Here is a 14,858-nt window from a genome sequence, read left to right as displayed (position 1 = left end):
AGAGATATGTATGTCAAACATTATCATTATTTCAGGGAGTCCATCGAAAACATCAAGGTTAAACGGAGTAATCCATTATGCACAATCCCATCTTCAAAATAAAGGGGTGAAAGTGGAAACTCTCGAAGTAATAGACTTACCTGCTGAGGATTTAATTTATGCACGGTTTGATAGTGAACCTGTACAAAAAGCGATAAAGAAAGTAGAAGAAGCGGATGCGATCATTGTGGCCAGTCAAGTATATAAGGCATCGTTTACTGGAGTGTTAAAAACATTTTTAGATTTACTCCCGCAAAAAAGTTTAGTGGATAAAGTAGTGCTGCCTCTCGTGTTAGCGGGGACCTTGGCTCACTTTCTCACTATAGAATATAGCTTTAAACCGGTGCTTTCTGCATTAGGGTCTACAAACATCAGCAATGGAGTTTATGCGTTAGAAACAGGTGTCAAGAGGAATGAAGAAGGAGTCGTTCAATTTGATGAAGAAACGAAGAAGAGAGTTGACCGTGCGTTAGAAGGATTTTTAATAGAGGTAAACTATCATTCTTTGCGTTATGAGCAAGTTACTTCAGAGCGAATTAATTAAGTACATTTTATTTATGTTAAATGTGCTATCTAATAAAGGTTCAACTTTTTAGAGAGCCTTCATTAGGTGGTACATTTAATTACTTAAAGGGGTAGGGCGGTTTATAAGAAAGGAGTAGAGCTGATGAAACGTATACTAGTAATTAGAAACGACCCATTACAAAATGATGGTGTTACGAGTTATATAAAAAAATGGATTAAAAGTTCAAAACATAGAGTAAGTTCTATTAATCTCTATGAACGATCTTTTCCGCCAGAAGAACTCATTCGTTATATTCGAGAAAGCGACATGATCATTCTACAATTCCAAGTTGAAAAGGCTGCTTATCAAAATTTGAAACGTATATTAACGAACTTACCGGAAAACTTATTTGTTAATAAATCGATCTTTACCTTCTTAATAGGAGGAACGCACGCCCATCTAGCTGTGATTGATTGTTTTTTAACTCCTATTTTAAAGAGACTAGGTTGTGATGAAAAAGGGATCTATTTGGTTGATCTCTCCTCAAATATGAAAAGTGAAAAAAAACGAGCGTCATTTGAAAGAGGGCTAGAACGCCTGATAGCTAGCATAAATTATTCGCAACAACAATCTTGTTAAATGGAATATCGATAGAATTTTCCGATAATTTATTGACAGTTTCTAAACCTATTATTAGTATAAATGTATATAATTGTAAGAAAATATTACGAATTTATTAGATAGGGGCTGGGAATAATGACAGAAGAAAACTTGTTTCAGTTAGAAACACTTGCAATTCACGCAGGCCAGGAGCTAGATCCAACGACATTATCGCGTGCAGTTCCGTTATACCAAACAACATCATATGGATTTAAAGATACGGAACACGCAGCAAATCTATTTTCCTTAAAAGAGTGTGGCAATATTTACACAAGATTAATGAACCCAACAACTGATGTATTTGAACAAAGAGTAGCTGCTTTAGAAGGTGGAGCCGCAGCTTTAGCGACAGCTTCGGGTCAGGCCGCAATCACCTACTCTATTTTAAATATCGCTGAGGCAGGGGACGAGATTATTTCGGCATCAAGCTTATATGGAGGTACATACAACCTGTTTTCTACTACGTTGCCCAAATTAGGGATCAATGTTTCGTTTGTTGATGCTGCTGATCCAGAAAACTTCAAAAAAGCTATAACAGATAAAACGAAAGCTATTTATGCCGAAACAATAGGAAACCCAAAAGGTGATGTACTCGATATTGAGGCGATCGCAAAAATTGCTCATGACCATCAGCTCCCATTAATTGTCGATAACACGTTTCCGAGTCCTTATTTATTGCAGCCTATTAAACATGGCGCTGACATTGTTGTTCATTCAGCGACAAAATTTATTGGCGGCCACGGTACATCAATTGGGGGTGTGATTGTAGATAGTGGAAAGTTTGATTGGAGTTCAAGCAGCAAATATCCAGGGTTAACAGAACCGGATCCTAGTTATCACGGTATTGTCTACACAGAAGCAGTTGGACCAATTGCTTACATAATTAAAGCGAGAGTTCAATTATTACGTGATTTAGGAGCTGCAATTTCTCCATTTAACTCATTTTTATTACTTCAAGGTTTGGAAACGCTTCATTTACGGATGGGACGCCATAGTTCCAATGCACTTGCTGTAGCGAACTATTTAATGAAGCATAAATCTGTTGAATGGGTAAATTATCCTGGATTAGAAAGCCATCCATCCTATGAATTAGCGAAAAAATACTTACCAAATGGGCAAGGAGCGATTCTTACATTTGGAGTAAAAGGCGGTTTAGAAGCAGGAAAAAAACTAATTCAATCTGTAAAATTGTTTTCTCATTTAGCGAATGTAGGTGACTCTAAATCTTTGATTATTCATCCAGCAAGCACAACACATCAACAACTTTCTCAAGAAGACCAAATAGCTGCCGGGGTTTCACCTGGGATGGTCAGGTTATCAATTGGAACCGAAGCGATTGAAGATATTATTAACGATTTAGAAAAAGGATTACAAGCAATTTAAAAGGGTGTTTTTTTATGCAAAAAGGATCTTGACTTCAAGTGAAGTCAAGATCCTTTTTGGCTTTTCTATATATAATGCGCTTTCATTAAGTCAAAATAGTGTACCTTTTTAGTCAATACAGTCACTATTCGACACCTTACAATATCTCTATAATGAAAATAAGAAAGCGATTACAATACAGGGCGGTGAGAACAAATTGAATACAACTGTAGAAACAGGTAGGTTGAAAGCGAAAACAAAAGTAAAAAAAGAAGTGAAAAGTAACACGAAGTTGAAGAAAGTATTATCTTACGCAGCATTTGTTGGGCCTGCACTACTTTTCTTTATTGTCATTCAAATCATTCCTTTTTTCATGGGAGTCTATTATTCCTTTACATCTTGGAATGGAGTTAGTTCAGCAATTGAGTGGGTAGGATTAGAAAATTACAAAAGAATATTTACCAATGATCAGAAGTTTTATGATTCCTTTCTTTTTACCGTGAAATTCATGTTTGCAGCAGTAATAATTAGTAATTTAATAGGTTTTTCCTTAGCATTACTTCTAAATGCCGCGCTAAAAACAAAAAATATTTTACGTACGGTATTTTTCATACCGAATGTTATCGGTGGATTATTACTAGGTTTCATTTGGCAATTTATTTTTGTTAGAGGGTTTTCCGCAATTGGGAGTTTAACGGGTATCCCATTTTTTCAACAGCCTTGGCTTGGTGATGCTGATACGGCTTTTTGGGGAATCGTAATCGTCTTTGCTTGGCAAATTAGCGGGTATATGATGGTTGTTTACATCGCAGCTCTACAAGGTGTTGATTCAAATTTACTAGAAGCTGCAAAAATTGATGGAGCCAATGCTTACACGACGATAACGAAAATTATTATCCCTTTAATTTTACCGGCATTTACCATTTGTTTATTCTTAACGATTTCAATGGCATTTAAAATATTCGATTTAAACTTGTCATTAACAGGTGGTGGACCGTTTAACTCAACACAATCAGTTGCGATTAATATCTATCAAGAAGCATTCACAAATAATAACTACGGACTTGGCACAGCCAAATCGATTTTATTCTTCTTAGTTGTAGCAGTTGTCACAACCATACAAGTTATGTTTACGAAGAAAAGGGAGGTTGAGGCATAATGAATTCAAGGTATACAAGTAAGACGTTTATTCTTGAAGTGATCGGTATCCTTTTAGGGCTTATCTTTCTAATTCCTTTTTACTTCGTGTTGGTTAACTCAGTAAAAAGTTTCTCGGAAATTTTGGTTGATGCTGCGGCATTGCCGAATGAAATTTTGTTTTCTAATTTTACGAAGGTTTGGGAGATTCTCGATTTTTCATCAGCCTTCCTTAACTCATTAATTATTACTTTTTTTAGCATAGTCGGACTTGTTGTTATTTCTTCAATGGCAGCTTGGAAGATGGTGAGAACTCCTGGGAAGTTCAGCAAAATTCTTTTTATCTGGTTTGTATCAGCGATGGTTATTCCATTCCAAACAGTAATGATTCCACTTATGAAGCTTGGTGGTATTTTAGGAATTATGAATAGTTTACCTGGCATTATTATCATGTATTTCGGTTTTGGTGTACCGCTTTCCCTCTTTCTTTATCATGGGTTTGTGAAAACGGTACCAACTGAAATCGAAGAAGCAGCAAGAATTGATGGGTGTTCGCAATTTGGCGTCTTTTGGAGAATTGTATTCCCTCTTTTAAAACCAATTACAGTAACTGTTATCATTTTAAATACATTATGGATTTGGAATGATTATTTATTACCTGTTCTAGTGTTGCAAGATGCATCATTAAGAACAATTCCACTAGCAACGAGCTCATTTTTCGCTCAATATACAAAACAGTGGGATATGGGGCTAGCAGCATTAGTTTTAGGGATAACTCCTGTTATTATTTTCTTCTTGTTTTTACAAAAACATATTATTAAAGGAATCGCATCAGGGTCTATTAAGTAATTTATTAAATGTACTCACTACCATTAGTTTAAAAGTTTTGTAGTTATAGCTGCAAAAGTAAAATATATTAAAAGTTTTAGGGAGGTCAATTAATTATGAAACGAATTTTTGTTTTATGTTTATCAATTTTGTTAGCAGTAGGGATTCTTGCTGCGTGTGGTGGGAACACAGAAGATACGTCTAGTAATACAGATGCGGGCGGGGATACAGACGCAGGCAAAAGTGGTAGTGATGATGTTGTTACACTTAATTTCTTTAATGGCAAAGTAGAAATTCATGATCAGGCTCTTGAAATGATTAAGGAATTTGAAGAAGAACACCCAAATATTAAAGTAAAGCTTGAATCAGTTGGTGGTGGGGCAGATGGTGATGCTGCATTAAAAGCAAAATTTTCTTCTGGTGAAGCTCCGGATATTTTTACAAATGGAGGTTTTAAACAATTAGATCTTTGGAAAGAGCATTTAGCTGATCTTTCTGATGAGCCTTGGGCAGAGCACGTACTGCCGTTTGCGAAAGTTCCTATGACTGATGAAGATGGAAAACTTTATGGTAGACCTGTAAACTTAGAAGGATATGGCTTTATTTATAATAAGGATTTATTTGAACAAGCTGGAATTACGGAAACTCCTAAGACGATATCAGAACTAGAAGAAGCAGCACAAAAGTTAGAAGATGCTGGTATCACAGCATTTGCATCTGGTTATGGTGAATGGTGGGTTATTGGACAACATTTATTAAATGTCCCATTCGCTCAACAAGAAGATCCTGATGCGTTTATTGAAGGCTTAGATGCTGGATCAGAAACAATTACTGGAAATGAGCAATTTGAAAACTTTAAAAAGGTCATCGATTTAGAAGTTAACTACGGCAATCAAAATCCAATCACAACAGATTACAATACGCAAGTAACATTGTTTGCCACAGGAGAAACTGCAATGATGCAGCAAGGAAACTGGACTGAAAACATGATTTATGAAATTAATCCTGAGATCAACATGGCATTTCTTCCAATTCCTTTAAGTGATGATCCGGATTCAGATCGTTTACCGGTTGGGGTTCCAAATAGCTATGTTATTAACAAAAATTCGAAGCATCTAGAAGAAGCAAAATTCTTCTTAGATTGGATGACAACTTCAGAAACAGGTAAACGTTATATGACAGAAGTGTTTGCATTTATTCCAGCTTTAGATAATGTGGAACCAACAGGATTAGGTGCTTTAGGTGAATCGATTTTGGAATATTCGAAGGAAGACAAGACGATTCCTTGGACTTGGTTCCAATGGCCGGATGGTGCAAATAAGGACTTTGGAGCAGCGATTCAAGAATACTCAGCAGGGCAAATTGAGTACGACGAAGTTTTAGAAAAATTCCAAGCTACTTGGGATAATTTAAAGTAGTAGTTATATACTTCCATATTAAAAGCATGAAGCATATCTATACGTAGATATGCTTTCTGCTTTATACTCTAGTAAGTTAAGATAAGTTAAGATAAGTTAAGTTAAGGAGGGGGATATCGTTGTTCAAAAAAAGTATAAGAAATAAACTAATAATCCTATTATTAGTAATAACGATTATCCCTTTTGGTACTTCGATTATCGTGACGTATTTATATACTAAAGAATCATTAAAGGACCAATCAATACAAGAAAATGTTAACCTTTTATATCAAGGGAAAGTAAACACAGAAAATTATTTAAGAGATTTAAATAATTTCACGCTTTCTTTTTATAGTAATACAGATATCATGAATTATTTACGAAAGTCTTCTGTTTCTACGAGCGACTATTTGTCAATTGGAATTGTTGACGATACACTACGGACACTCTTATATAGTGATGACAGTATAAATAAAGTGTATATGTCGATTGTCAGAGATCAAAAATTAGTTTCGATTTCAAGGCGATCCACAATTGTGTATTCAGAGCAAGTGGATACATATTTTGATTCTTATCAAATGGCTAAGAATAATCCTCATAACCTCTACATTGAACCGTTAAAATCAAATGCATTTGCCATCCATTTTGCATTTAGAAATGTGCCTGCAAATGATGTTCTTGCATACATCACTTTAGAGGTTAAACCAGAGAAGATTATGGAGCTTAGTGAATTTCTTTATAATAAGGATGAAGAGGAATTTTATATCCTAACACCAGAAGGACATTTCATTTATAATTCGGTAGATAACTCATCGGATCATGATCATTCCAAATGGATAAACGAGTTACATCAATCTGAATCAGCGAGTGGTAAAATAGAGTGGAAAGATTCTACTTTTCATGGAGTGATAGTCTATGATGCGATTTCTGACGCGATGGGCAGTTGGATTTTAGTAAAAAGAATTCCATATACCACTTTATATGAGAGTGCGTATGGCGTAGCTATTATTAATATTATTTTTGGTGTTCTTGGATTAACACTAGTTATTTTAGCAACTTTTTTTGTTTCCTTTAAAATAACATCACCAATTAGGGTGCTAATGCAAAATATTAAACAAGTTGAAAAAGGAAATATGCAAGTTCAATTTCAATCTCTTGGAGATGATGAGATTGGTGTACTTGGTCAGCGATTTAAGGTGATGATCGAAAAGATCAATCATTTAATTAATAGAGAATACAAACTAGAATTAGAAAATAAAACAAATCAATTAAAAGTTTTGCATTCACAAATCAATCCTCACTTTTTATATAATACGCTACAATCAATCGGCACTATGGCGTTAAAGAGTAAGGTGCCAGAAATTTATACTTCTCTAACAGATTTGTCACAAATTATGAGATACAGTATGAATATGGAGGAAGATGTTGTACCGTTAGCAAAAGAGATCAATTACACAAAATCCTACTTATTATTACAAAAACAACGATTTGGGGATGATTTGGACTATATTCTAGACATAGAAACAGAGGCTCTTGATATTAAAGTCCCGAAAATGATCTTGCAACCAATCATCGAGAACTATTTTAAACACGGTTTTGATATACGTGATGGAGTAGGAGAGATACAGATAAAATGTAAGAAAAAAGAATCATATTTATTTATTGTTATACGCGATAATGGAATGGGTGTATCTGAGAAGCGTCTTGAAGAAGTGTATCAACAATTGTATGCGGAACCAAATACTGATAAAGTACAATCCAATATTGGTTTGAAAAATGTGTATGCTCGGTTACAACTTTATTACTCAGGAGAGGCACTATTAAAACTTCAAAATCAGAATTCAGGGGGCTTTCTTGTCATTATGAAGCTACCATTAGAGATGGAGGGTGATGTTTATGAAGGCGATCATTGTTGATGATGAAAAGCATGTTCGCGAAGGTCTTCTATTATTAGCTGAGTGGGAAAAGTTTGGGATTGAGACGATTTTGGAAGCGGCAGATGGGGAAGAAGCGATTAAATTAATTGCAGAGCATCAACCAGCCCTCATTTTTACGGATATGCGTATGCCAAGATTTGATGGGATAGAGTTATTAAAATGGCTTGACGCCTCTAATATAAATTCAAAGACGATTGTCATTAGTGGATATGAGGATTTCAAATATACAAAAAATTGTATTACTTATGGCGGTTTTGATTATTTGTTAAAACCTATCAATCCTGAGGAGTTGAATAAGACATTATCTAGGGCTGTGAAAGAATGGAACAAAGAAAATCAAACTAGACTATCTACATTGGAAGATGAAAAGATGGTTTGGGATCACCTTCTATCTGGTAGTTTAGACAAAGCCAAGCTATCAACACGAATTATTAGCCAAATTGAAAAAGAATTTCAAGTAGATATTTCATTTATGTCATATACGGTTGCACTAATTCCTATGAAGATGCTCATTCATAAAAGATACAAAGGTGACCTAGAACTTGCTTTCTCATCCGTATTACTAGTTTGTAAAGAGGCTTTGCGCACAAGTAAAAATCAAGGAGTTGCCTTTCGCAATCTGCTAAAAGAGGAAGAAATCGCCATTCTGTTGTGGGGGAGTGCAGATGGATCGGATGTAATTGCTAATGTTATCTCTCAAATAAATCAAGAAACAAATGTTATTTGTAACGTTGCAATAGGTCAATCTTCGCAACGAATAGAAAAGGCATACGAATCAGCATCTTCCTTATTAAATCAAATCAATCTCTTAGCTGATGATAATCGATACAACTGTAGTCCTTATGAAGTCGTAGATCTTCTTGACTATTCAGATGAAATAAAATGGGCGCTTCAAAGTGGAAGCGTAGATCAAATGAATAGCATCTTAGAGCGGATTTTTCGAATTTTTAAAGAAAGAAATGTTTTTACTCTTGAGCAACTTGAAGTATGGGAAGTTCAATTTGATTTATTAAAAGAACATTGGCTAAAAGAATATGAAATTCAAAAAAGAGGCTCATTTCCAAAAGGATTGAATTATTGGGATGTTAATGGTCGCTTTTCTTTTGAGTCTTTTCAAGAGGAAAAGAAAAAAGAATTTCATGAATTAATGAAATTAGCTTATGATTGTAAATTTCAAAAAGAAAAAAACAGCGTTCAAATGATCGAGGAATATGTAAGAAACAATTATCAAAAAGATGTGAAGCTCCAAGAAATAGCTGATCGATTTTTCTTGAGTAGAGAATATATCTCACGGAAATTCAAGCAAGAATATCGTGAGACAATAACGGACTACGTGACGAAAATCCGAATTGACAAAGCAAAAGAGTTGCTTGAAAACCCTTATTTGAAAATATATGAAGTTGCTGAAGCTGTAGGTTATCAGAATGATAAATACTTTATTAAAGTATTTAAAAAATTTGAAGGTCAAACCCCAAGTGAGTACCGTAATCAAAAGATAAAACAACAGTAAGTACCATCTCATCTATATGTAACTCAAGCAAAAAGAGGCAGTTCAAAACTTCTAATAAACTGCCTTTTTATTAATTCATGTATTGCCATTTTAAATTTTTTCCTTTAAAATGTAGATAAATAATTTTATTGAAAACGCTATCTAAATAGTGGATGTTTCTCCTGTAACATTTATCTGTTTATAAAGGAAGGAGGAAAGAATGGCAACGATAGCAGATGTAGCTAAATTGGCTGGGTTGTCTAGAGCAACTGTTTCTAGGGTTATTAATAATCATCCTTATGTTACTGATAAAAAAAAGCAACTCGTTTATCAAGCAATGAAGGAATTAGAATATTATCCGAATTCCTCAGCTCAAAGATTGAGAAAGCAAAAGACAGATACGATTGCTGTACTTGTCCCAAATTTAACGAATCCATTTTTTCCTTTTCTAATTGAAGGAATGGAAATGATTGCAGTAGAAAACCATTTACAGTTGTTGATTTGTCAAACTCAGCAGGACAAAGATAAAGAACTTACTTTTTTAAATTTATTAAAAACAAAGCAGGTCGATGGCTTGATTTTTACTGCTATTAAAAATGATTTGGAGACTATTGCATCTTATCAAGAATGTGGACCGATCATTCTGTGCAATGAATATCAATCGGAAGCGAAGATTCCAATTATACGTCTTGATCAATATAAAGGAAGTTATATGGGAACTCGTTTTTTGATTGAGAAGGGTCACAGGAACATTGCTTATTGTGGCGGTGCAGAAGGAGAGCTGGGTGCGGATCGCCAAAAAGGTTTTATGGATGCAATGAAAGAATCACGCCTCGAAGTAGATTCGAAATCAATGTTTCGATATCCACCAAGCATTGATAGTGGAAAAAAAGTTTTAAGAGAGATTTTAGCAATGGAGAACAAACCTACAGCTATTTTTGCAGGAAGTGATGAAGTAGCAGCAGGTATTGTAAAAGAAGCTAAAAGTTTTAAATTGCGCATTCCAGAGGATATCGCTGTTATGGGTTTTGATGATTTACCGATTGCAGAATTAGTGGAACCTTCTCTTACGACAATCCGACAACCAGTTAAAGGTATCGGTAAGAAAACGATGGAAATAATGATTTCTATGTTGGCAAACCCAAGTACCAACATTGAAAATCAAGTATATGAGTTGCCGATCGAGTTAGTGATTAGAGAATCAATCTAATGTGAGATCGATTTCATAAACTATTTTTTCTGAAATATGAGATCGATTTCATAATTTTAGAAAGCGAAGATTAGTCCTGAAATCATTACAAAATAGGGTGAAATGTGAGATCGATTTCATAGAGGGGGTGATGGTCAAAAAAACTAGTATTGTTTTGTAAATAGGGAAAAGTAAGGCTGATATTGAATTTAAGAAGTGAAGATAAACAAGTTATAAACAGATAATTTCAAAAAAACTTAGGAGGCGTTAACATGTTAAATGTAACAGTATGGAATGAAAACCGTCATGAACAAAAGAACCCGGTGGTAAGAGATGTTTATCCACAAGGAATTCACGGAGCGATTGCTAGCTTTCTAAAGAGTGAGCAAGTAGAAGTGAAAACGGCTACGTTAGATGAGCCTGAACATGGATTGTCAGAAGATGTATTGAACCAGACAGATGTACTTCTTTGGTGGGGGCACCTTGCGCATAATGAGGTCTCTGATGAAATTGTTGAAAAAGTGAAAAAGCGAGTACTAGAAGGCATGGGATTGATCGTTCTTCACTCAGGTCATTTTTCTAAGATCTTTAAAACGTTAATGGGAACGACGTGTGACTTGAAATGGCGTGAAGCTGATGAAAGAGAACGACTTTGGGTTGTGGATCCTAGCCACCCAATTGTTGAAGGCATTGGTGAATACATCGAGCTTGAAAAGGAAGAAATGTACGGTGAGCATTTTGATATTCCTGCTCCTGATCAACTGGTAATGATGAGCTGGTTTGAAGGTGGGGAAGTATTTAGAAGTGGTTGTACATATCAACGTGGGAAAGGGAAAATCTTTTATTTTCGTCCAGGGCATGAAACGTATCCAACGTATCATAACAAGGATATTCAACGTGTAATCACAAACGCTGTACAGTGGGCTAAACCAACAGATCGCGCTATGCCTGTATACGGTAATGCAAAGCCGCTTGAAGAAATCAAACCAAAAAACTAAAGGGCGGATTTTGACCTTTGGAACAATATCGAAGCAATGAGTCTACCCACTTCGATGGTTTAAGCTTTGTATGAGTGGTTTCCAACAGAGGTGTGCAAGGAGTAAAGCCTTTTTAACACATACTAATTTTAGGGGGAATTAATTATGAGTAAAATGAAAGTAGGAGTTATTGGTTGTGGAAGTATTGCAAAACATCGTCATTTACCTGAGTATGCGAACAACAAAGAAGTAGAAATTGTTGCTGTTTGTGACATTGTAGAAGATCGCGTACATGAATTTGCAAAAGAATATAGTGCAAAAGCGTATACGAGCTATGAAGAGTTGCTTGCTAGTCCAGATGTTGATGCTGTCAGTGTTTGTACACCAAATTATTTACATGCACCCGTTTCGATTGCAGCGCTACAAGCAGGAAAGCACGTTTTATGTGAGAAACCTATGGCTACTTCACGCGCGGATGCAGAAAAAATGATTGCAACTGCAAAGGAAAGTAACAAAAAGCTCATGATTGCTCACAATCAACGTTTTGTTCCGTCTCATCAAAAAGCTAGACAATTAATTGAAAACGGAGAAGTGGGCAAGATTTATAGCTTCCGTACCGCGTTTGGTCATGGTGGTCCAGAAAGATGGAGTGCAGATGGTGAAGTGAGCTGGTTCTTTAAAAAGGATGAAGCGTTCATTGGGGCAATGGGAGACCTTGGTGTTCATAAAACAGACCTACTACGATTCATTTTAGGTGAAGAATTTGTTGAAGTTGGTGCATTTGTTGAGACAAGTGCTAAACAAAACGCAGATGTTGATGATACGGCAGTATGTGTATTGAAATCAGAAAGCGGCATTATCGGAACACTTGCCGCAAGCTGGTCTTACGTTTCAAAAGAAGATAACTCTACTATTATATACGGTGAAAATGCCATTCTTCGTTTAGAGGATGATCCAGTGAATTCTCTTGTTGTTCAATATAAAAACGGTGAAGTGGTCAAATACGAACTAGGTGGTATTCAGACAAATGAAGCCGGTGGTCAGAATAATACGCAAGTAATTGATCAGTTTGTCAATGCTATTCTTCAAGATGTGGAACCACCTGTCTCAGGAGAAGAAGGAATGAAGTCACTTCAAGTTGTCTTGTCTGCACTTGAATCAAATGAAACAAAACGAATTACTAGCTTGTAGGGTGAGGGTGAGTAGTAGATGAACACATTACGAATGGGGATTATTGGTGCTGGTGGGATTGCTCAAGGGCGCCATATCCCCGCTTATCAACAACTATCAGACATCGTAACAATTGAAGCAATTTGTGATGTGAATTCAGAAACAGCTGAGGCTGCTGCTCGGAAGTTTGGTATTGAAAAAGTATTCACGAATTACTGGGATCTGTTTAGTGAAGTAGATGCCGTAACGATTTGTACACCGAACAAATTCCATGCAGAAATTACGATTGCAGCACTAGAAGCAGGGGTTCATGTTCTGTGCGAGAAACCAATGGCTATGAACACAGATGAATGTGAGGCGATGATTGCAGCGGCTGATCAATCAGGAAAGGTTTTGTCGATTGGTTTTCATTATCGATTTATGAAAGATTCTCAGGCGGCAAAAAAAGTAATCTTGGAGCAAGAAATCGGTGAGCCTATTGTAGCTCGTGCACAAGCATTAAGAAGACGAAAAGTTCCCGGATGGGGCGTCTTTACAAATAAAGATCTTCAAGGTGGAGGAAGTCTTATTGATTGGGGCTGCCATTTCCTGGATTTGTCCTTGTGGTTACTCGGGAATCCAAAACCTGTTGAAGTAATGGGCAAGACATACAATCAGTTAAGCAAAATGCCTAATCAGGTGAATCAATGGGGGAGCTTTAACCATGAGACCTTTGACGTAGATGATCATGTGACAGCCTATATTACGTTTGAAAACGGAGCATCGATGCTATTTGAAACGTCTTGGGCGGCGAATATTAAAGAGGATGTTGAGGGTGTCAGCATTTCTGGGCAAACTGGTGGGTTAAATTTATTTCCGTTTGAACTGAATCAGGCAAAGCATGGCATGCTCATTAATAGCAAAGCCGATTGGATTCCAGGTGAAGAGGACCCAGGTCTTTCACTAGCAAGTAATTTTGTTCATACTTGCTTAGGAAACGAGGAACTTATTGTTAAACCGGATGAAGCTATGCAAGTCTCTCAAATTATCGATGCGATTTATAAAAGCAGTGAGACAGGTCAGAGTGTTAAATTAGATGAAAAGGAGATTTTGTGATGAAACTAGGAGTATTTACAGTACTTTTCTCTCAAAGAAACTTTGAAGAGATGCTAGACTATGTTAAAGAAGCTGGTGTGAAAGCTGTTGAAATTGGAACTGGTGGATATCCCGGTAATGCTCATTGTGATATTGATAATCTATTAGAGAGTGAAGAATTGCGTCAAGAATATAGTGAGAAAGTAACATCTCGTGGTTTGGAAATTAGTGCGTTTAGTTGTCATGGCAATCCAATTTCTCCTGAGGCTTCATTTGCAAAAGAATCTCATGAAGCATTAGTAAAGACGATTAAACTTGCTAGCCTTATGGGAGTGCCTGTCGTAAACTGTTTTTCAGGGACGGCTGGAGATCATGAAGGTGCTAAATATCCAAACTGGCCTGTTACCCCTTGGCCGAATGAATATGGTGATGTGTTAAAGTGGCAATGGGAAGAAAAATTAATCCCATACTGGAAAGAGTGGGGGCAGTTTGCGAAGGATCATAATGTGAAGATTGGTCTAGAGCTTCATGGTGGCTTTTTAGTTCATACTCCGTATACTCTATTAAAGTTAAGGGAAGAGACGTGCGATGCAATTGGTGCGAACCTTGATCCTAGTCATTTATGGTGGCAAGGTATTGATCCTGTAGCTGCTATTAAGCTGTTAGGAAAAGAAAATGCCATTCATCATTTCCATGCAAAAGATACATATATCGATCAAGACAACGTAAATATGTATGGATTGATTGACATGCAACCTTACGGGGAGGTACAAACGAGAGCTTGGACATTCCGCTCAGTAGGGTGTGGTCATAGTATCCAAGAGTGGTCAGATATGATTAGCGCTCTCCGTACTTATGGATATGATTACGTTGTTAGCATCGAACACGAAGACCCTATTATGTCAATTGAAGAAGGATTTGCAAGAGCGGTGAAAAACCTAAACTCTATCATTATTGAACAAAAACCTTCTAATATGTGGTGGGTATAGATACTAGCAAAGAGAGACTACTCAGTTTTAAAGTGTACCCTTTGTAAAGGACATTTTAAAAAAAGACTATGCTACATTGAGAAGATGATTCCTATACTGAATAGG

13 protein-coding genes are annotated in these 14,858 nt (G+C 36.2%); all 13 read left to right on the top strand.

What is annotated here, in order from left to right; genetic code table 11:
• Positions 1–10 precede the first annotated feature (10 nt).
• The 13 genes from ssuE to SLH51_RS19085 all read left to right on the top strand — a co-directional run bounded on the left by ssuE (position 11) and on the right by SLH51_RS19085 (position 14,753).
• Positions 11–583, top strand: a complete 573-nt coding sequence (gene ssuE / locus SLH51_RS19145; RefSeq protein ID WP_335963086.1) for an NADPH-dependent FMN reductase — start codon at positions 11–13, stop codon at positions 581–583.
• A gap of 123 nt (positions 584–706) precedes the next feature.
• Positions 707–1,183 carry an NADPH-dependent FMN reductase family protein gene (locus SLH51_RS19140; protein ID WP_335963084.1) on the top strand — a complete coding sequence of 159 codons (477 nt, stop codon included), beginning with the start codon at positions 707–709 and terminating at the stop codon, positions 1,181–1,183.
• 117 nt (positions 1,184–1,300) lie between these two features.
• Complete coding sequence (locus tag SLH51_RS19135; RefSeq protein ID WP_335963083.1) at positions 1,301–2,587, top strand: homocysteine synthase; 1,287 nt, start codon at positions 1,301–1,303, stop codon at positions 2,585–2,587.
• Between the two features lie 196 nt (positions 2,588–2,783).
• A complete protein-coding gene (locus tag SLH51_RS19130) occupies positions 2,784–3,725 on the top strand; it encodes a carbohydrate ABC transporter permease (RefSeq protein ID WP_390184027.1) in 942 nt (313 codons plus the stop codon).
• Entirely contained in the window at positions 3,725–4,552 is an 828-nt protein-coding gene (locus SLH51_RS19125) for a carbohydrate ABC transporter permease (RefSeq protein WP_335963081.1), read from the top strand. The genes SLH51_RS19130 and SLH51_RS19125 overlap by 1 nt, the downstream gene beginning before the upstream one ends.
• 95 nt (positions 4,553–4,647) lie before the next feature.
• Positions 4,648–5,949 (top strand): ABC transporter substrate-binding protein, encoded by a 1,302-nt coding sequence (locus tag SLH51_RS19120; protein ID WP_335963080.1) that lies wholly within the window; start codon positions 4,648–4,650, stop codon positions 5,947–5,949.
• Positions 5,950–6,068: 119 nt separating this feature from the next.
• Positions 6,069–7,844 (top strand): sensor histidine kinase, encoded by a 1,776-nt coding sequence (locus tag SLH51_RS19115; RefSeq protein ID WP_335963078.1) that lies wholly within the window; start codon positions 6,069–6,071, stop codon positions 7,842–7,844.
• On the top strand, positions 7,825–9,375 hold the full coding sequence (locus tag SLH51_RS19110; RefSeq protein WP_335963076.1) for a response regulator transcription factor: 1,551 nt from the start codon (positions 7,825–7,827) through the stop codon (positions 9,373–9,375). Before SLH51_RS19115 ends, SLH51_RS19110 begins: the two co-directional genes overlap by 20 nt.
• Positions 9,376–9,574: 199 nt before the next feature.
• Positions 9,575–10,564: a LacI family DNA-binding transcriptional regulator gene (locus SLH51_RS19105; RefSeq protein ID WP_335963075.1), complete on the top strand. Its 990-nt coding sequence runs from the start codon at positions 9,575–9,577 to the stop codon at positions 10,562–10,564.
• Between the two features lie 251 nt (positions 10,565–10,815).
• Positions 10,816–11,541: a ThuA domain-containing protein gene (locus SLH51_RS19100; RefSeq protein ID WP_335963074.1), complete on the top strand. Its 726-nt coding sequence runs from the start codon at positions 10,816–10,818 to the stop codon at positions 11,539–11,541.
• Positions 11,542–11,685: 144 nt separating this feature from the next.
• Positions 11,686–12,711, top strand: coding sequence for a Gfo/Idh/MocA family protein (locus tag SLH51_RS19095; RefSeq protein WP_335963073.1), 1,026 nt, complete (start codon positions 11,686–11,688; stop codon positions 12,709–12,711).
• Between the two features lie 18 nt (positions 12,712–12,729).
• On the top strand, positions 12,730–13,785 hold the full coding sequence (locus tag SLH51_RS19090) for a Gfo/Idh/MocA family protein (RefSeq protein WP_335963072.1): 1,056 nt from the start codon (positions 12,730–12,732) through the stop codon (positions 13,783–13,785).
• Positions 13,785–14,753, top strand: coding sequence for a sugar phosphate isomerase/epimerase family protein (locus SLH51_RS19085; protein ID WP_335963070.1), 969 nt, complete (start codon positions 13,785–13,787; stop codon positions 14,751–14,753). Before SLH51_RS19090 ends, SLH51_RS19085 begins: the two co-directional genes overlap by 1 nt.
• Positions 14,754–14,858 lie beyond the last annotated feature (105 nt).

This window comes from Halalkalibacter kiskunsagensis, from assembly GCF_037027555.1.
GTDB lineage: Bacteria > Bacillota > Bacilli > Bacillales > Bacillaceae_D > Halalkalibacter > Halalkalibacter kiskunsagensis.
The sequence above is the reverse complement of the archived record's forward strand: the minus strand, read 5'-3'. Positions and strand labels throughout refer to the sequence as shown.

What these genes read in the sequence shown, in the direction of transcription:
- ssuE (WP_335963086.1), top strand. Translation starts at nt 11, where the DNA reads ATGTCAAACATTATCATTATTTCAGGGAGTCCATCGAAAACATCAAGG.
- SLH51_RS19140 (WP_335963084.1), top strand. Translation starts at nt 707, where the DNA reads ATGAAACGTATACTAGTAATTAGAAACGACCCATTACAAAATGATGGT.
- SLH51_RS19135 (WP_335963083.1), top strand. Translation starts at nt 1,301, where the DNA reads ATGACAGAAGAAAACTTGTTTCAGTTAGAAACACTTGCAATTCACGCA.
- SLH51_RS19125 (WP_335963081.1), top strand. Translation starts at nt 3,725, where the DNA reads ATGAATTCAAGGTATACAAGTAAGACGTTTATTCTTGAAGTGATCGGT.
- SLH51_RS19120 (WP_335963080.1), top strand. Translation starts at nt 4,648, where the DNA reads ATGAAACGAATTTTTGTTTTATGTTTATCAATTTTGTTAGCAGTAGGG.
- SLH51_RS19110 (WP_335963076.1), top strand. Translation starts at nt 7,825, where the DNA reads ATGAAGGCGATCATTGTTGATGATGAAAAGCATGTTCGCGAAGGTCTT.
- SLH51_RS19105 (WP_335963075.1), top strand. Translation starts at nt 9,575, where the DNA reads ATGGCAACGATAGCAGATGTAGCTAAATTGGCTGGGTTGTCTAGAGCA.
- SLH51_RS19100 (WP_335963074.1), top strand. Translation starts at nt 10,816, where the DNA reads ATGTTAAATGTAACAGTATGGAATGAAAACCGTCATGAACAAAAGAAC.
- SLH51_RS19095 (WP_335963073.1), top strand. Translation starts at nt 11,686, where the DNA reads ATGAGTAAAATGAAAGTAGGAGTTATTGGTTGTGGAAGTATTGCAAAA.
- SLH51_RS19090 (WP_335963072.1), top strand. Translation starts at nt 12,730, where the DNA reads ATGAACACATTACGAATGGGGATTATTGGTGCTGGTGGGATTGCTCAA.
- SLH51_RS19085 (WP_335963070.1), top strand. Translation starts at nt 13,785, where the DNA reads ATGAAACTAGGAGTATTTACAGTACTTTTCTCTCAAAGAAACTTTGAA.